Source organism: Citrobacter sp. Ct235 (assembly GCF_030332305.1).
Classification (GTDB): domain Bacteria; phylum Pseudomonadota; class Gammaproteobacteria; order Enterobacterales; family Enterobacteriaceae; genus Citrobacter_A; species Citrobacter_A telavivensis.
This window is the reverse complement of the sequence record NZ_JAOWIC010000045.1, coordinates 125,280-143,240: the sequence shown is the minus strand read 5'-3', so window position 1 is coordinate 143,240 and position 17,961 is coordinate 125,280. Positions and strand designations below refer to the sequence as shown.

The following is a 17,961-nucleotide window of genomic DNA, read 5'->3' as shown; positions in this document are numbered from 1 at the left end:
TCTCCGTTACACCTTTTCCACGTTCACCAGGAAGGACTTAAATTCCGGCGTTTGTGAGTTTGCATCGCCCACCGACGGCGTCAGGGTGTTCGCAATAAACCCTTTCTTCGCCACGCCTTCATAGCCCCAGTGAATGGGTATACCGATAGTATCGATATCCTTACCGTCTGCCTTCAGCGTGCGAATACGCTTGGTCACCACTGCTTTGGCTTTGATATAGCCGCGGTTAGAGGAGACTTTAACGGTATCGCCATGCGCGATGCCGAGCTTGTTCGCCAGCGTTTCGCCTATCTCCACAAACTGTTCCGGCTGTGCGATGGCGTTGAGCAGCGCATGCTTGGTCCAGTAGTGGAAGTGCTCGGTCAGACGGTAAGTGGTCCCGACGTACGGGAACTTATCGGCTTTACCCAGCGCTTCGGCGTCGCCCTTAAAGATACGAGCGGCAGGGTTAGAGATAACGTTCGGATGCAGCGGGTTGGTTCCCAGCGGCGTTTCAAACGGTTCGTAGTGTTCCGGGAACGGCCCTTCTGCCATCTTGTCGAGAGCAAACAGGCGGCCCATCCCTTCCGGCTGCATGATGAACGGTCCGACATCGCTGCCTGGTGCGGCGGCGCTGTAGTCCGGAATATCCATCCCGCCCCATTTTGCGCCGTCCCATTTCAGGATTTGGCGTTTTGGATCCCACGGGTTGCCCTGCGGGTCAGCGGAAGCACGGTTGTACAGGATGCGGCGGTTCAGCGGCCACGCCCATGCCCAGCCCAGCGTATTGCCGAGACCGGATGGATCGGCGTTATCACGACGCGCCATCTGGTTGCCTTCCGGCGTCCAGCTACCGGCGAAAATCCAGCAGCCGCTGGAGGTGGTGCCGTCGTCACGCAGTTGGGCAAATGAGCTGAGCTGTTGGCCTTTTTTCACGATCACTGCGCCCGTTGCCGGGTCGATGAGATCGGCCAACGCTTTGCCGTTGCTCTCCATCGCCACTTCTTCCGATGCCGGTTCATGTGGGGTGGAGTAGTTCCAGGTCATACTCAGCACCTGCTCCGGGTTGGCACCGCTCTGTTCGGCATACATCTTACGCAGGCGCAGGAAGATACCGGCCAGGATTTCACCGTCAGTCACCGCGATCCCCGGGGCGTCTGCGCCTTTCCAGTGCCACTGTAGCCAACGACCGGAGTTGACGATTGAACCGTTCTCTTCGGCGAAGCAGGTGGATGGCAGACGGAACACTTCGGTCTGGATTTTCGATGGATCCACATCGTTCGACTCACCGTGGTTTTGCCAGAAGGTGGAGGTCTCTGTGTTAAGCGGATCGATAGTCACCAGGAACTTCAGTTTAGACAGTGATGCAATCGTCTTGTTTTTGTTCGGGAATGACGCGACCGGGTTGAAGCCCTGGCAGATGTAGCCATTGACCTTACCTTCTTTCATCATCTCGAAGTATTGCAGTACGTCGTACCCTTTGTCCCACTTCGGCAGCCAGTCAAAGCCCCAGTTATTTTCCGCCGTTGCTTTATCGCCATAGAAGGCTTTCATCAACGAGACGAAGAATTTCGGGTAGTTGCCCCAGTAGTTGACCTGGTCTTTCAACAGCGGTTTCGGCGTGTTGGCGGTCAGATATGTTTGCAGGTCGGTCTGCTTTTCATTTGGCAACGTCAGATAGCCCGGCAGGCTTTGCGAGAGCAAGCCAAGGTCGGTCAGACCCTGAATATTCGAGTGACCGCGCAGGGCGTTAACGCCGCCGCCAGCCATCCCCATGTTGCCGAGTAGCAACTGGATCATCGCCATGGTACGGATGTTCTGCGAACCAATGGAGTGCTGCGTCCAGCCCAGCGCATACAGGAACGACGCGGTTTTGTCTTTCGCGCTGGTCTCTGCAATGTACTCGCAGACTTTCAGGAAGTCGGCTTTTGGCGTACCGCAGATGTTTTCCACCACGTCTGGCGTGTAGCGGGAGACGTGCTGTTTCAGCAGGTTCCAGACGCAGCGCGGGTGTTGCAGGGTGGTATCGCGTTTCGCAAAGCCGTTTTCGTCCAGCTCATAGTTCCAGCTGGTTTTGTCGTACTTGCGTGCATCCGCGTCATAGCCAGTAAACAGACCATCATCGAAGCCAAAATCTTCACGCACGATCAGGCTGGCGTTGGTGTAGGCTTCGGTATATTCGCGGTTATATTTTTCGTTAGTTAGCAGGTACAGGATGACGCCTGACAGGAAGGCAATGTCAGTACCAGAACGAATAGGTGTGTAGAAATCGGCTACCGACGCCGTACGCGTAAAGCGAGGATCGATCACAATCAGCTTCGCGCCGTTATGAATTTTCGCTTCCATCGCCCAACGGAATCCTACCGGGTGCGCTTCAGCGGCGTTACCGCCCATCACCACAATAAGGTTGGCGTTCTTGATGTCGACCCAGTGGTTGGTCATCGCACCGCGACCAAATGTTGGAGCAAGACTTGCTACCGTTGGTCCGTGTCAGACACGCGCCTGGTTGTCGACCGCGAGCATACCGAGCGCGCGGGTAAATTTCTGTGTTAAAAAGCCGGTTTCGTTACTGGACGCGGAAGCACACAGCATCCCGGTAGAAAGCCAGCGGTTAACGGTGACGCCATCGGCGTTTTGCGCAATGTAGTTGGCATCGCGGTCTTCTTTCATCAGCTTAGCGATGCGGTCAAATGCCTCATCCCAGCTGATCTGCTGCCATTTATCCGAGCCTGGCGCGCGGTATTCCGGGAATTTCAGGCGGCTTTCTGAGTGGATGAAGTCCACCAGACCGGCCCCTTTCGGGCAGAGCGCGCCACGGTTGACCGGATGGTCCGGGTCACCTTCGATATGGAAGATAGATGCTTTGGCGTTTTTTGCACCGTCGCCGAGGCTGTACATCAACAGCCCACAACCAACGGAACAGTAAGTGCAGGTATTACGGGTTTCGCGGGTGCGCAGCAGTTTATATTGCCGTGTTTCCGCGAGCGCTACGCCGGGCGCAAAGCCCAGTGCTGCCGCCGTGGTGCCTGCCATACCGCCAGCGCAGATCTTAAAGAACTGCCTTCTGCTGACCTGCATGGTTTGCTCCTTTTTCGACATTGTCACATCCCTTACACATTCATGTTGGTGAGCGCTCAGGGTGTGGTTGTTATTTTTCTTTGCGGACGGGACCGCAAAGGTCCAGAATTGGGTCAATTCCCCCCATCCAGGAGGGGCTTGTGACAGAATACCACAATGTTGGTATGTGTGTTCTTATACGGTTAAAAGAAAGTGAATAAGATACATCCAAAAGAAGTTAAAAATGTGATAAATGTCACGAGTTCCCGGCGGATCAACCTTTGGAAACGTGAGGATTTGCAACATCCTCAGCCGGATGAGGTAGCCGAAGAGGTGCCCGTTGCGCTGGTCTATAACGGCATTTCTCATGTCGTGATGATGGCTTCGCCGAAGGATCTGGAACACTTTGCGGTCGGTTTTTCCCTCTCCGAGGGCATTATTGACAACCCGCGCGAGATCTATGGCATGGATGTTGTCCCCTCCTGTAACGGTCTTGAAGTCCAGATCGAGCTTTCCAGTCGCCGTTTTATGGGGTTGAAAGAGCGTCGTCGCGCGCTGGCCGGACGCACCGGCTGTGGCGTATGCGGCGTTGAGCAGCTCAATGATATCGGTAAACCCGTACAGCCGCTGCCGTTCACCCAGACCTTTAACCTCGCCAGGCTTGACCACGCGTTAAGGCATCTGAAGGATTTTCAACCCGTGGGGCAACTCACCGGATGTACGCATGCTGCGGCGTGGGTGAAGCCATCAGGCGAACTGGCGGGCGGACATGAAGATGTCGGTCGACACGTTGCGCTGGATAAACTGCTGGGGCGACGTGCCACAGAAGGGGAAAGCTGGCTGCCGGGAGCGGCGCTGGTCTCCAGCCGCGCGAGCTATGAGATGGTGCAGAAGTCCGCAATGTGCGGCGTAGAGATCCTGTTTGCCGTTTCTGCCGCCACCACGCTGGCGGTTGACGTCGCCGAGCGCTGCAATCTGACGCTGGTGGGGTTCTGCAAGCCGGGCAGAGCAACCATTTATACACATCCGCAGCGTTTAATCGCTGGCTGATTAATATTCAGTTAATTTGAATAAGATGGGCAAATCCTTCCGCTTTTAGTTGTCTGAGTAACGGCCTATTATTTATCACATCAAGGCACGGTGCCTTACTCAAACAACTAACTTAAAGGGTTTACATCATGAAAAGCATCAAAACTTTTGTCGCAGTTATCGCTCTCGCTACCTCTTTCGGTTCTTTCGCTGCTCAGTCCGTGACCGCTACCGGTTCTACTCTGGAAAGCACTGAAGCAAAAATCGCTGCGCAGGCTGAACAAGCGGGTGCAAGTTCCTACAAAATCACGCAGGCTTACACCGGTAACCGCGTGCACATGACGGCGGAACTGCTGAAATAAGTTCATCTTCATCGTCGAAAGAGCGCCCCTGAGGCGCTTTTTTCGTTTCTGCGCTTACTGCTTTAATAGCCCGATAAAAGCCTCATATCCCTTTAATCCGCAAATGGTTTCAGCGGGATGACTACACAGCACGCTGGCCAGATAGCTAAAGATTTTTAGCTCATGACGCGCATCGGCGGCAGCGCAGGCGATCAGCACATGGCTCACGGGTTCATTATTGACCTGAACGGTATGCGCGAGGGTAATGAAGAATCCGCGAAAACGCCGCTTTTGTTCGCTCCAGCAATGGGGGATTGCCAGATGATTGACTATCAGGTTCTCACCTTCGCCTTCACGGGCGCAGATGCGTTGTGACTCATCGTCGGTAATCTGGTGTTGTGTCACAAGTCGGGTACAAATCTGGCGAATGATGTCGGGCCAGCCTTCATTGGGGGTATTTGAATAGTGGAAACTGCCTGATTCAGAAAAGAAACGTTCCGGCTGCTGGCGAATAAAAGCAGTGGCAAGAAAGCTTTTAATTTGTTCAGTGCCGGCAGAGGAAATGATGTTCTTGATGGTCAGGACATTTTTTAATGATTCATTCAGCAAATAATGGCTGTTATTGACGATCAGTAGCGGTTCCACCTCCTGACTTATTGAGATCACCTCACCGGGAGTTCGTGCAATGATTACCCGGCAATTTAATACGTCACGCTCAATGGCCTGCTGGTTAATGGTGGCAATTGCATTTTGATCGGATAACAAAATGATAGGCTGACGCTCATTTTGATGCCGCTCCAGCGCACAGGCAAAGTAGAGCCCGATCAAATCGCTGTCGAACAACGGGATAGCGAATTGTTCACGCAATAGGGCAATGAAACGCAGGCTCATATCGAACGCGGCGGGCCAGGCGGCTTTCAGGTTATTCATGCTGCTCTGGCGATGTTCCGGAACCCAGATTGGGGCCGAAACGCATCTGCGCAGGTGATCGGTAATATTATCAACCAGTTGCGTATCAATGATGTTCAACGCGGCGACGCCGGGTACACGTTGTAGCAAAGAAGCCACAGCGTCGGCAGATATTGTCATTGCCTGTTGTTGCTGCGTGTCCAGCAGTCCAGACAGCGTGTTGAACGCGTTTTCGCCGAGATAGATCCCGCTCTGCTCCACGATATTTTTTAGCAACGTATGCCGACATTCTGGCCATGCGCGGGTGAGTTGATTACGCAGCGCATAGACCGCCAGTACCAGGCTCGCAAGATATTCTCCCGACATCAGCGCAAACGCATCAAGACTTTCGCAGGCGGTGTTGAGTCGTTCAATATTGTCTCGTGTCACGCCAGGGAGCGGAATTAACAGCGGATCTTTTTTAAGCAGATTCGCCAACAGAACAATGCGTTTTTCTTCAGGTTCATCAATAAAATGGCCAACGCCCGGGCGACTGGAAAGGCAAAATGCACGTTCATAGCGTTGCTTCAGACGCGACAGACGATCGGCAACCCAGGTCTCCGGCAAGTTAAGCGAAGCGGCCAACTGTACGCGGGGAGTAAAGGGATTCAACAGCAGGAGCGCCAGCAACCGGTCATCATTATCATGACGTTGCAGAAGCTGGAAAAAGCTGCGTCTGTCGATGATATCCAGTTGATAGCCTGCGCTACCGCCAGGCTGAATACGGGCCTTACCGCTGAGCGTAAAGTTGATGTAATCAATATCGCGCAGGATGGTTCTGCCCGAAACGCCAGTTTGCCGCGCCAACGCGTTTAGCGAGCAGGGCTGCTGTTCAAGAAGGTCGACGAGCGTTAACTGGCGTTCGCTGAGCATCAGTTCACCTGACGAAAGTCGGTGAACGCGTTGACCTTATCTGTCGTCAGCGACATCAGCAGTTCGCGCACCAGCGTAAACAGGGCATCATAGTCCTTCGCGGAAATCATACCGCTGTTGGCGTGAAGGTAACGGGTGGGCAAACAGAGCGCCGCTACCGGGCGACCACCGCCCATCACGTTATAGCGCCCGCCGTCCGTCGCCCCGGTTTTCATGGTGCAAAACTGCAACGGAACAGCGCTACCTTCCGCACACGCTTTTAACGCCGCGACCAGTTGCTGATTGGGGAAGTAACGTTTATCAAACAGCATCAGGCCTGGACCTGCGCCCAGTTTCAAGGGATATTTGATGCTGTCGATGCCGGGCACATCGCCTGCGACCGCCGTATCCAGCACGATAACCACGTCAGGTTTGATATGTTCTGCTGAGGTTTGCGCCCCGCGCAGTCCGACCTCTTCTTCCACGCTGCCGACGCCGTAAAGCGTAATGTCGGGGTTATCCACCGTCTGTAACAGCCCCGTCATCAGCGCGCAACCGACTCGGTTATCCAGCGCTTTGCCAACGATTTTATCCTCACCCCAGCGGGCAAAGTTCGCTTCAGGGCTAATAAAATCGCCGATCGCAATGCCGCGTTTTTCCACCTCTTCGCGGCTGTTCGCGCCAATATCAATGAACATATCGTCAAAGGTCAGCGGCTGCTGTTTCTGCTTATCCGTTAAGGCGTGCGGCGCAACGGAACCGATGATTCCGGGGATTTTTATGCCTTTGCGGGTGCGAATGGCGACCCGATGGTTCAGCATTGATTGACTCCACCAACTGCCAATGGTGGTAAAGCGCAGAAAACCATTATCGTCGACATGCGTGACCATAAAGCCAACTTCATCCATGTGACCGACGATCGCGACCTTTGGCCCGCGGTTGCCTTTGCGGGCGACAAAACTGCCGAGACCGTCAAAGGTAATGTCATCTACGTTGTGCTCCAGCGCGTTGATGAGGATATTACGCACTTCTTGCTCATCACCGCTGACGGCGCTGGCTTCGCATAATTGCTGAAGTAACTCAATGTTCATGTGCAGGCTCCTTCTGTGCGGCTTTACGTCTGAGCCACAATCCCTTCAGGATAATAATCAACGAAATGTTCAGCGCCAGACCGATTGCCAGCACCAGATAAAAGGAACCGACCGGCGACATCAGGCCGATCAGAGGGTCAAAGATACCTAATCCTGGCGCGAGACGTTTGATTCCGAAGGCGATCACCAGCATGCCGGTTATGCCGCCGGAGAGCGTATTCGCGGTAATCATCGGCAGCGGTGCGGCCAGCGCGTAGGGAATCGCCGGTTCGGTGGCGACGGTGGCGCCGACCACAATCGCGCTGCTGGCGGCCGCCTTTTCTTGTTGAGTAAACAGTTTTGGCGTCAGGTATGTCGCGATACCTGCTGCGACGGGCGGCATCAGTGCCACAACGCCGACAATGGCGTACCAGTCATAGATATGTTTTTCCAGCAGCGAGAAGCAGAAGAACCATGCGGTTTTGTTGATTGGCCCCCCCATATCAAACGCCAGCATTGCCCCAACGAGGAAGGCGGCACCCATTTTCATGGAGGGCGGAATGGTATTCAGGAAGTGCAGCAGACCGCCCATGATATCTGACATCACCGGGCCGATGACGTAATACGTTAATACGCCAAACACCAGCAGAGTGACAAACGGGATCAGCATTGAACCGAGTAGCGGCTGGAGCGCTTTGCCGAGACGGACTTTACGAAACCACAGCACGAAATAACCGATCGCCAACCCCAGCACGACCGCGCCGAGAAATCCCGCGCCAGACTGAGTGCCGAGCAGCCCTTTATCGTTAGCGAGATAACACACTAAAAATGCCGGAGCAAAAGCGGGTTTATCCGCAATCGACCACGCGATATATGCCCCCATAATCGGGATCATAAAGGTGAAACCCAGATAGCCGATGGATTCGACAATCCAGGTAAATGACGGCGCGCCTTTCGACATATCGGTATAGGGCAAGCCGAACTGGACCAGCATATTGGCGATAGCGACCAGGATACCCCCACCAATAACAAACGGCAGGGCAGCGGAAACCCCGGCCATCAGATGGCTCATGATGCTGCCCTGTTGGACATCCTGTTTACCCAGCTTCACGCCGCTATCTGTGGCAAAAATCTGCGAATGAGAAGGTAATTGCGTGAAAATTTGGTCGATGTTTTTCAGTGCCTGTGAAATGGCGATCTCATAGACTTTTTTCCCGGCGAAACGCGCCCTGTCTTCACCGCTTAAGCCTCGCCCGGTGGCTAAAATGACGTATTCAGCCGCGGCAATTTCATCCTGCGTCAGGCGGTTTTCGACGCCGCTTGCCCCCTGGGTTTCGACTTTAATGGTATGGCCGAGCGAACGCGCTTTTTGTTCCAGCGCTTCCGCGACCATGTAGGTGTGAGCAATGCCCGCAGGACAGTTGGTGATTGCCACTAAACGTAAGGATGACTGCATAGCCGCTTCCTTATGAGGTTAAGGTCTGATTTAACAGGGCAAGCACCTGGCTGGCGTCACCCTGCTTCAGTTGATTGATGAAATCCTGATGGATAATTTTGCGGCATAGCGTGCCGATGATTTTGATCTGCTCCTCTTCACCGGTTTGCGGCACGCCGAGGCAAATCCAGCAGTTGACGCCTTCGCCGTCGCTCGCCTTCCAGTCAAGACTCTGGGTTTTACGGGCAAACAGAACAAAGGGTTGCTTCACGCAGACGCTTTTTCCGTGAGGAACGGCGATACCTGAGCCGAATCCCGTGGAATGCAGTTTTTCCCGCATCAGTAGCGTTTGCAGAAATAATGAACGATCCGTGATATAGCCATTCTTAAACGCTATTTCCGCGAGTTGTTTGAGGATGGAATAAGGGGTATTCCCCTGAATATTCAGATCAATACAGTTTGCGCCGACTGCTGACATAGAGTGACTCCGTTAAAATCTTTTTTATGATTTTAACGGTGAACGGACGACGAGATGAGCGGCAATATGTCGGCGGGTAATGACATAATTCGCGCTAAGCATGTGCAGCCTTTGTGCACAAGCCCACATTTTGACGCCTTACACCGGGAAAAATAGAGGCGTTGTGGACCTCTTAATCGTAAAAAAAAGCGATGGTTATCACATTTTTCTCTTTTTATAAAAGCGACATAACCCGTTGCCGAGGGAGTCTTAATGTCGGTTTTTTCATATTTAATTAACTCAATGATAAGTAAGGAAATTAAAAAGCAATTTATAGATAAAATTCAATTTACAAATGAGATATACATCACAAAAAACAGCTTTATAATGAGCTTGTCAATATTAGGTGATTACGAATTTATCAGCATTATGTGATCTTCATTGCAAATATCAAGCATGGAGTCAGGGAAAAATGTTTCCACGGACGCTTCGGAGGAAACGCAATGAAAATGGGTATTGTCATTAGTGGTGGAGACGTTTCTGGAATAAATAATTTCATATTCCAGGTCGCCAGACTCGCGGATGCAAAAATTACGTTATTCAATGGTGGTATTCCCGGTTTACTGGAGAAAAATCACCATGACGTGACATGGCGGGATTTGGTCGATTTTTCTATCGCGGCGATACCTGTCATTACCTCAGGAAGAACCACCCGGAAATTGCAGCGTAGCGAGTATGAAGCGATCGCCAGAAAACTTAAGTCGTTGCACATTGATGTGCTGATTATGGCGGGTGGCGACGGCAGTTTACAGTTTCTCAATACCCTGAGCGAGTTTGATATTAATTGTTTTGGCGTAGGAATGACTATCGATAATGATGTTTATGGCAGCCATTATACGATTGGTTTTTCGACCGCCTGCGAACAGATTATTAAGGAGGTTTCACGTTTAAGAAATACCGGCAGAGCGCTGCCCGGCCGCGTGTTTATGGTGGAATTGTTGGGCGGATATTGTGGTGAATTAACCCTGCAATCGGCCATTAAATGTAATGCAGATATTGCCCTGATCCCGGAATCCCAGATGCCGCTTGAAACCTTAGCGCAGCGGGTGAAGCAGAAACTGTCCGTCCAGAACAGCGTGATTATTCTGTGCTCCGAAGGCTACACCCGAGAATATTCTCCCGGCTTTCAGGGAGCGATTGACACAATGATTAAACAACTCGAACCGCGAATTGGCGAGCGAATTCGTAAAACGATAGTCGGTTACGGTTTACGGAATGGCGATCCGACCTGTGAAGAAATTTATCAGGGCACCATTATGGCGAGCGAAGTGGTTCGGTGCATCCAGTCAGGGATGAAAAATAAAGCGATTATTATAAATCAAAGCAATAAACCTATTCCGATTGATCTCGTAAGTATGAAAAAACGTCTGGTTGATACAGAAGGACATCATTACAAACTTGCCAAACAACTCAATATTATTTGAGGAGACCTTACATGCTGAAAATTCTTTGCGTATGTGGCTGCGGCCTCGGTTCAAGTTTTGCTATTGAAATGACGGCGAAAGCGGTTTTAAAGAAACTGGAAATTCCTGCGCATATCGAACATACCACGGTATCCGAAGCGGGAGCGTTTAAATCTGACATGATCCTGACGCAAAAAACCTTTGCTGACATCTTAACGGCTGATGCCAGCGAAGAAGAAATTAAACGGGTCGTGGTTCTGAATAAGCTCACAGACAAAGACGAAATTGAAGCCAAGATCGTCGCGTTTTTAAAAGAGCGGAATCTGAAGGTAGCCCATTATGAATAGCTTCGTTGAATTCATCGTTAAAGATTTGCTCGGTCAGGCGTCGATATTAATTGCTTTTATCGCGATGCTCGGGCTTATCCTGCAAAAGAAATCGCCGGGAAAAACCGCAGAAGGCACGTTTAAAACGTTGCTCGGTTTTTTAATCATGATGGCCGGGATTAATATTATTGTCGCCACACTGACCTTCCTGAACGATATTTTTACTCAGGGATTTGGCATGAAGGGTTACATTACCGATGTGGCCGCCATTGCCGGATTAGCCAATCGCGAGTTGGGCTCAGAAGTGGCGTTAACCCTGATGGTGATTTTTGCTGTCAACATCATCATCGCGCGTCTGACGCCGCTGAAATACATCTTCCTGACCGGACAGGCGTTATTGTGGATGGCGACCATTGGCGCGGTCATTGGCTATAAATCGGGTCTTACCGGACTGCCGCTGATTCTGACCGGCGGTATTTTTGGCGGCATCATGGCGGTTCTGATGCCTGCGCTGGCGCAACCGGTGGTCAGACGTATCACCGGCTCGGATGATGTGGCACTGGGACACTTTTGCACCATTGGCTACCTGGTACAGGCGGCGGTGGCTAAGGTGGTGGGCAAAGGGTCCCGCTCCACGGAAGACCTCGAATTACCTGATAACTTCAAGTTCTTACAGGATACCTACCTCGCAATGGCGGTCGTGATGGTACCGATGTACCTCATTCCGGCGCTGGCGGCGGGTCCGGAATATATCGCCCAGTTCTCCGGCGGTGTTAACTACCTGATGTATGCCTTCATGCAGTCCATTCAGTTTGTGGCTGGCGTCTTCGTGCTCTACAGCGGCGTGCGTTTATTGCTCAACGAACTGGTTCCGGCATTTCGCGGTATCGCCATGCGTATCGTCCCGGATGCTAAGCCCGCGCTGGATTGCCCGGTGCTGTTCCCTTATGCGCCCAACGCGGTGATTGTTGGATTCCTGGCGACAACCGTTGGTTCCATCATTGGCATGCTGGTGTTCCCGATGTTTGGTCTGGCGATGATTCTGCCGGGTCTGTTAACCAACTTTTTTGCCGGGGGGACGGCGGGGGTCTTTGGCAATGCGCTGGGCGGTCGTCGCGGGGCGATGATCGGCGGCGTGGTTCACGGTCTGTTCATCACCTTCTTGCCTGCGATTCTGGTGCCGATGCTGGAAACCTACGGTTTCACCGGCGTCACGTTCAGCGATTCAGACGTCATCAGCTCTGGCCTCGTCTTAGGTCACGCCTTCCAGAATAACTGGCTCTTTGTTGCGTTGTTCATTGTTTTTGTTGCCGCACTGGCATGGTTCGTAAACGGTAAATCCGCTAAGCCAAAAGGGGAAAATGTTCATGAGTCTGTATAACTTCAACGAGATCCTTAAAATCGGCCAGGAAAGAAATTTCAAAGCGATTGGATCTTTTAACCTGCACTGTATTGAAATGCTGCCCGCGTTTTTTAAAGCGGCGCAAAAAACGAATAGCCCGTTGATGATTCAGATTTCAACCGGGACGGCAGAATATCTGGGCTATCGCCTGTTAGTGGATGCGGTACGTTCGCTGGCGGAGAGCGAGAATGTCCCGACCTGCCTGCATCTGGATCACTGCTCTGATATCAGCGCCATTGAGACGGCGATGAATGCTGGGTTTTCCTCGGTCATGTATGACGGCTCGCACCTGGGACTGGAAGAGAATATCGGTAATACCCGCATCGTGGTGGAGATGGCACGACCACGAAATATTACGGTGGAAGGCGAGCTCGGGGCTATCGGCGGCTCAGAGGATGGTAAAGCGGTGGCGGCGGAAGATATCTGCTTTACGACGGTAGAAGATGCCAAACGCTTTGTTGATGAAACGCAGGTCGACATGCTGGCGGTGTCGGTGGGCACGGTGCACGGTTTGTATACCGGCAAGGCGCAGATTCAACATCAGCGGCTGAACGAGATCAGCGCCGCGACCGCTGTTCCGCTGGTATTACACGGTGGAACAGGGGTGAGTGATGACGATATGCGTCTGGCGGTCACCGAAGGCATTAATAAAGTGAATGTCGGTACGGAAATGAACGTGCAATGGGTCGATCAGTGTAAAAACACCTTTGAGAAAGGCAAGGTGAATGACAGCGTACGTAAGTTTTTAATTCCGGCAAATAATGCGGTAACCCAGGTATTAATGGAAAAGATCGCTTTATTTAAATAACGCCGTTATTAATGAATGATATTTTGTTGCCCTGTTGTCCATCAGGGCGGGGGATCGCTATGTTTGAATCTTTGAAATCGTTATGGAAAAAAGAAACACGCCCGCCGGAAGAATATGATGAACAATCCCGTGTTCTGGCGGAAGAAATCGCTAGGCTGGAAGGTGAACTGCAGGGCAACCCAGGTAATGGCGAAATACAGAAAGCATTAATGCTTACCTATAACCGGGCGCTGTCGGTTTATGCCAAAAGCCAAACGCACCGACAGGAAATTGATTCGCTTTTTGTACGTATAGATGCGTTACGTAATGTTATTCGCCGGAATATTTAGAGCCAGATTCATTAAGCTCTTAGGGAGTCGTCATGACGATAAAAGAATTACTTATCGAGGCCGATGCGATTCAGGTTGGCGTAGCAGAAACTGACTGGCAGAAGGTGATTCAACTGGCGGCCAGTCCATTGGTTGCAAAAGGGTATATTTCAGCGGAATACGGTCAGGCGGTTATCGACAACACCCTCAGCCACGGGGCGTATTATGTGTTTGATGAAGGCGTCGCGATCCCCCATGCCCGTCCAGAGTGTGGGGTGAGGCGTAACTGTTTTAGCATGGTGCTGCTGGATAAGCCCATTCAGTTTGCTGACAGTGAAGCCGCCGACATTGTCATTATGTTTGGCGCGCAGGACAGTAATGCGCATATCGAAGAGGGCATTCGCGCCATCGTCGCCTTACTCGATAATGATGAACGCATGGCGAAGCTGCGAGCGGCAAGTTCCCGCGAAGAGGTGGTCGCGCTGCTATGAAACGACACCTCTCGCCAGACTGTAAAACAGTCATTTTAATCAACGGGATCCCCGCTTCGGGTAAAAGCACGATCACCCGGCAGTTATCGGAAGCATTTAGCCTGCCGCTGCTGACGATTGATGGGATCAAAGAGCCGTTTATGGCGCGCTTTACGGATATCGACCGGCCTTTCAATCGGCAGTTAGGCTGTGCGGCCTATGAGGTGATCTGGTCGATTATCGGCCACTCTCCGGCGAGCGTCGTCTGGCTGGTTGACGCCTGGTTCGGCTTTCAGCCTCGTGAAACGTTACTGCGACTATTGCAGCAGGCGGGCGTTGAGAAGGTGGTTGAGGTGTGGAACCACATTACGCCCGAGCTCGCGGTGACGCGCTACGCCACGCGGCTACAGGCCCGTAAGTCGGGCCATCCTGGTGAGGAGTATCTGCCTGAACTGGCGCAACTGGCAGCACGCGCTGAGCCGATGCGGCTCGGGCCGGTATTAACGGTAGACCAGGCGCAAGCGTTGGATATTAACGCCGTTATCACCTGGATAGACGAACAGATAGCGAAAACCTGAACGATAAATTGTCGTTAACACGTTAAGGGCGCCCACGGGCGCTTTTTTAGTGTATCCCCGCCATCCGCAGCAGTGCCGTGACCACGGCAGCGGCAATAATCACCACAATCAATGGCATTTTGCGCCAGGCGAGGAAGACCGCGAAGGCGACGCCGAGGACGCGTGCCATGCCGGCAAAGTGCTCGCCTTCATAAAAGGTGGTGGCCAGCGCGACGGAAAACAGCAGTACCGTGGCGGCATCGGATAACAACGCCTGAGAGCGTTCAGAGAGTGCCAGTCGGCTGCCGAGTTTGGCGCCGCCGAGGCGCATTAAGTAGGTTCCCACCGATAAAATGGCGATGCCGACGATGAACAGCGTCATGTTACCCATTATTTCTTCCTCGTCAGTAAACCCAGCAGGGAGAGCAGAACCGGCAGTCCGACCGGTGCAAAGGGAACGGCGGCGAGCGACACGACGGCACCGCTCAGGCCACGAATTAACGTGGTGCGGTTTTTAAACGCCGGGACGACGAGTGCCAGCAGGATGGCCGGGAACACGGCGTCCAGTCCAATGGTTTCCGGGGCGGGCAACAGTTGTCCCACCACCGTACCCAGCAACGTTCCCAGCGGCCACAGAATGGCGACGCCAAGGCCGCACAGCCAGTAGGCGGCTTTGCGCTGCTCCGGGGTTTTCTGCGACAGGCCGAACACCACGCTTTCATCGTTCATAATATGGCAGCCGAAAAAGCTCGCCGCGCGGGTGCCGACCAGGTCGCGTACCGTCACGCCAAACGGGACATGACGGGCGTTAACCAGTAAGCCAGCAGCGGCGGCGGCTAACGGATTGCCGCCGCTGGCGACAATGCCAATAAACATAAATTCGGACGCCCCCGCCAGCACACAAATAGAGAGTACAAACGGCACCCAGACCGGGAAGCCGTAAGCCATCGCCAGCGAACCGTAGGACATCCCCACCACGCCCACGGCCAGGCAGACCAGAAAGATTGCTTTTATTGTGTCTGCCTTCAGACAGGAGAAGAAGCGCGTCATGATTTAGCCATATCGAACGAATTTCCATTATAATGAACGCAACACAGCTGTTTGACAAGATGAACGATTCGTTCGATATAAAAAACATGGAGTCGTGTATGACACAACCCATCAGCGTGATTGCTAAGAGTCTGGTTCGCGAACGTCAGCGAACGGGGCTGTCTCTGGCAGAAATCGCCCGACGGGCGGGGATCGCCAAGTCAACGCTTTCCCAACTGGAAGCGGGAAATGGTAATCCTAGCCTGGAAACGCTCTGGTCGCTCTGCGTGGCGCTGGATATTCCCTTTGCGCGGCTGCTGGAGCCGCAGGCGCAAAAAACGCAGGTGATTCGTTGCGGTGAGGGCACCAAAGTGGTGGCCGAACAGGCGCACTATCAGGCGATTTTACTGGCCGCCTGCCCGCCAGGCGCACGGCGCGATATCTATTTGCTGTTGACCCAGCCCGGAGCCGACCGCATTTCTCAGCCGCATCCGCCGGGATCGATCGAACACATTATTGTGACGAAGGGAAAAGCGCTGGTCGGCCTGACGGAAGCGCCGGAAGTGTTAGGTGAGGGCGACTATATTTGTTATCCCGCCGATCAGGAGCATATCTTTAAAGCGCTGGAAGCCGATACTCAGGCGATTCTGGTGGCTGAGCAGAGTTTAGCGAACCTGGAATTTCACCGCTATGGTATGCAAAAGGCACCATCGAATGATTACTTTTAATTATTTTCTTTCTTAACTCATATTTAATTGTTTTTATGATATTTCGTTTATTTTAGCCCTTTTGTTATATTCCTCACGAACTGAAAGCTTTCTGCGTTTACACAAAGAAAGCTGCGTGTTAGTAATTGTTGGCCTGTGGCGTTGTAACAGTTGATTATTATTTTTATCAATTGCTGCCGTTGTTAAATATAAAAATAATACATATTACCTTGTTATTCATTCTGCGTATTTCTAAAAGAAATACGCTGTTCATTATTTATTTAAAGGAACGCGAATAAATGAAGGAATCGACGCTGGCTTTAGCAATAGGTCTATTATTAATTGCTAATAATAGTTTTGCTAAAACGCAAAAAATGACACTGGAACAACGACTCGAACAGCTGGAAGCGCGACTGGAAGCGGCAGAAAACCGGGCGGCGAAGGCGGAAAATCAGGTTCAGCAATTACAGACCCAGCAGGCAACTGAAATACGTGAGATTAAAGCGGCACAGGGCAATACGCCCGTAAACGGTCAGACCTCTGTGGAGGAGACGAAAAAGAATGCCGCGACGCCGAATCTGCTGCTGTCCGGTTATGGCGATCTGAAAATCTACGGTGACGTAGAATTCAACATGGATGCAGAAAGTAATCATGGCCTGCTGGCAATGACCAATGCCAATGTTAATAGTGACCCGACCAACGAACAGTGGAATATTAATGGCCGAATTTTGCTGGGCTTTGACGGCACGCGTAAGTTAGATAATGGCTATTACGCCGGATTCTCCGCCCAACCGTTGGGTGATATGAAGGGCATGGTGAATATTGATGATGCCGTCTTCTTCTTTGGTAAAGAGAATGACTGGAAGGTGAAGGTCGGGCGCTTCGAAGCCTACGATATGTTCCCTCTTAATCAGGATACGTTTGTTGAGCACTCGGGGAATACCGCCAACGATTTGTATGACGACGGCAGCGGCTATATTTACATGATGAAAGAAGGCCGTGGTCGTTCTGATGCCGGTGGCAACTTCCTCGTCAGCAAGCAGGTGGATAACTGGTACTTTGAGTTAAACACCCTGCTGGAAGAGGGGACCTCACTTTATAACGATGACGAATTCCACGGTCGGGAAATGGAACAACAGAGGAGCGTTGCCTATTTGCGTCCGGTTATTTCGTGGTCACAGGATGCGTTCTCTGTTGCTGCCGCGATGGAATCGAACGTCGTCAATAACGCTTATGGTTACACTAATTCAAACGGTAAATTTGTCGATCAGTCCGATCGTACCGGTTACGGTATGACAATGACGTGGAATGGTTTAAAGACCGATCCGGAGAATGGCATCGTGGTAAACCTGAATACCGCTTATCTGGATGCCAACAACGAAAACGACTTTACTACCGGGGTGAACGCGCTGTGGAAGCGTTTTGAGCTGGGTTATATCTACGCGCATAACAAGATTGATGACTTTGAAGGCGTGGTGTGTGATGACGACTGCTGGATTAACAATGAAGGCACCTATGACATTCATACTATTCACGCGTCGTATCAGTTCGCTAACGTGATGGATATGCAAAACTTCAATATTTTCCTTGGTGCATATTATTCGATTCTGGATAGCGACGGGGATAACGTGAACGGTGACGATTCTGACAGTCGCTACGGTGGGCGCGTCCGCTTTAAATATTATTTCTAAACGAAAGGGCCCGGTAGCGCTGACGCCTACCG

General features: G+C 52.0%; 17 protein-coding genes and 1 pseudogene. 11 read left to right on the top strand and 7 right to left on the bottom strand.

The window, feature by feature from the left end; all coding sequences use genetic code 11:
• Nucleotides 1–6: 6 nt before the first annotated feature.
• Nucleotides 7–3,057 (bottom strand): formate dehydrogenase-N subunit alpha, encoded by a 3,051-nt coding sequence (gene fdnG / locus OGY35_RS12530; protein ID WP_080950004.1) that lies wholly within the window; start codon nt 3,055–3,057, stop codon nt 7–9.
• A 192-nt stretch (nt 3,058–3,249) separates the two neighbouring features.
• Between fdnG and fdhD the strand changes: the two genes are divergently transcribed.
• Both fdhD and OGY35_RS12520 read left to right on the top strand, forming a co-directional pair.
• Entirely contained in the window at nt 3,250–4,086 is an 837-nt protein-coding gene (fdhD, locus tag OGY35_RS12525; protein WP_286632426.1) for a formate dehydrogenase accessory sulfurtransferase FdhD, read from the top strand.
• Between the two features lie 128 nt (nt 4,087–4,214).
• Nucleotides 4,215–4,427, top strand: coding sequence for a YdgH/BhsA/McbA family protein (locus OGY35_RS12520; protein WP_042325482.1), 213 nt, complete (start codon nt 4,215–4,217; stop codon nt 4,425–4,427).
• A 54-nt stretch (nt 4,428–4,481) separates the two neighbouring features.
• On the opposite strand, the gene OGY35_RS12515 is transcribed toward OGY35_RS12520, so the two are convergent.
• The 4 genes from OGY35_RS12515 to OGY35_RS12500 are packed head-to-tail and all read right to left on the bottom strand — an operon-like array spanning nt 4,482 to nt 9,189.
• The gene (locus tag OGY35_RS12515; RefSeq protein ID WP_286632425.1) at nt 4,482–6,227 is read right to left on the bottom strand and encodes a putative frv operon regulatory protein; all 1,746 of its coding nucleotides are present in this window, start codon (nt 6,225–6,227) and stop codon (nt 4,482–4,484) included.
• Nucleotides 6,227–7,297 carry an aminopeptidase gene (locus OGY35_RS12510; RefSeq protein ID WP_286632424.1) on the bottom strand — a complete coding sequence of 357 codons (1,071 nt, stop codon included), beginning with the start codon at nt 7,295–7,297 and terminating at the stop codon, nt 6,227–6,229. The genes OGY35_RS12515 and OGY35_RS12510 overlap by 1 nt, the downstream gene beginning before the upstream one ends.
• A complete protein-coding gene (locus tag OGY35_RS12505) occupies nt 7,287–8,732 on the bottom strand; it encodes a PTS fructose-like transporter subunit IIBC (RefSeq protein WP_286632423.1) in 1,446 nt (481 codons plus the stop codon). Before OGY35_RS12505 ends, OGY35_RS12510 begins: the two co-directional genes overlap by 11 nt.
• A gap of 10 nt (nt 8,733–8,742) precedes the next feature.
• Complete coding sequence (locus OGY35_RS12500; protein WP_286632422.1) at nt 8,743–9,189, bottom strand: PTS fructose transporter subunit IIA; 447 nt, start codon at nt 9,187–9,189, stop codon at nt 8,743–8,745.
• Between the two features lie 482 nt (nt 9,190–9,671).
• Between OGY35_RS12500 and OGY35_RS12495 the strand changes: the two genes are divergently transcribed.
• Genes OGY35_RS12495 through OGY35_RS12465 form a run of 7 tightly spaced genes read left to right on the top strand, consistent with a single transcriptional unit; the run spans nt 9,672 to nt 14,523 of the window.
• Nucleotides 9,672–10,652 (top strand): 6-phosphofructokinase, encoded by a 981-nt coding sequence (locus OGY35_RS12495; RefSeq protein ID WP_286632421.1) that lies wholly within the window; start codon nt 9,672–9,674, stop codon nt 10,650–10,652.
• 11 nt (nt 10,653–10,663) lie between these two features.
• A complete protein-coding gene (locus OGY35_RS12490) occupies nt 10,664–10,978 on the top strand; it encodes a PTS sugar transporter subunit IIB (RefSeq protein ID WP_042325486.1) in 315 nt (104 codons plus the stop codon).
• The gene (locus OGY35_RS12485) at nt 10,971–12,338 is read left to right on the top strand and encodes a PTS sugar transporter subunit IIC (protein WP_125370347.1); all 1,368 of its coding nucleotides are present in this window, start codon (nt 10,971–10,973) and stop codon (nt 12,336–12,338) included. The genes OGY35_RS12490 and OGY35_RS12485 overlap by 8 nt, the downstream gene beginning before the upstream one ends.
• Nucleotides 12,325–13,167 (top strand): class II fructose-bisphosphate aldolase, encoded by an 843-nt coding sequence (locus tag OGY35_RS12480; RefSeq protein ID WP_286632420.1) that lies wholly within the window; start codon nt 12,325–12,327, stop codon nt 13,165–13,167. The genes OGY35_RS12485 and OGY35_RS12480 overlap by 14 nt, the downstream gene beginning before the upstream one ends.
• 59 nt (nt 13,168–13,226) lie before the next feature.
• Entirely contained in the window at nt 13,227–13,496 is a 270-nt protein-coding gene (locus OGY35_RS12475) for a hypothetical protein (RefSeq protein WP_286632419.1), read from the top strand.
• A 32-nt stretch (nt 13,497–13,528) separates the two neighbouring features.
• Nucleotides 13,529–13,966, top strand: a complete 438-nt coding sequence (locus tag OGY35_RS12470) for a PTS sugar transporter subunit IIA (RefSeq protein ID WP_286632418.1) — start codon at nt 13,529–13,531, stop codon at nt 13,964–13,966.
• On the top strand, nt 13,963–14,523 hold the full coding sequence (locus OGY35_RS12465; RefSeq protein WP_152401115.1) for a P-loop nucleotide/nucleoside kinase family protein: 561 nt from the start codon (nt 13,963–13,965) through the stop codon (nt 14,521–14,523). Before OGY35_RS12470 ends, OGY35_RS12465 begins: the two co-directional genes overlap by 4 nt.
• Nucleotides 14,524–14,569: 46 nt before the next feature.
• Here the strand turns inward: OGY35_RS12465 and OGY35_RS12460 are convergent, their stop codons facing one another.
• A complete protein-coding gene (locus OGY35_RS12460) occupies nt 14,570–14,893 on the bottom strand; it encodes an AzlD domain-containing protein (RefSeq protein WP_286632417.1) in 324 nt (107 codons plus the stop codon).
• Entirely contained in the window at nt 14,893–15,552 is a 660-nt protein-coding gene (locus OGY35_RS12455; protein WP_286632416.1) for an AzlC family ABC transporter permease, read from the bottom strand. The genes OGY35_RS12460 and OGY35_RS12455 overlap by 1 nt, the downstream gene beginning before the upstream one ends.
• 98 nt (nt 15,553–15,650) lie before the next feature.
• Here OGY35_RS12455 and OGY35_RS12450 point away from each other — a divergent pair.
• Nucleotides 15,651–16,196 (top strand): annotated as a pseudogene (locus OGY35_RS12450) (helix-turn-helix domain-containing protein); the annotation flags it as partial.
• 341 nt (nt 16,197–16,537) lie between these two features.
• On the top strand, nt 16,538–17,929 hold the full coding sequence (locus OGY35_RS12445; RefSeq protein WP_286632415.1) for a carbohydrate porin: 1,392 nt from the start codon (nt 16,538–16,540) through the stop codon (nt 17,927–17,929).
• Nucleotides 17,930–17,961 lie beyond the last annotated feature (32 nt).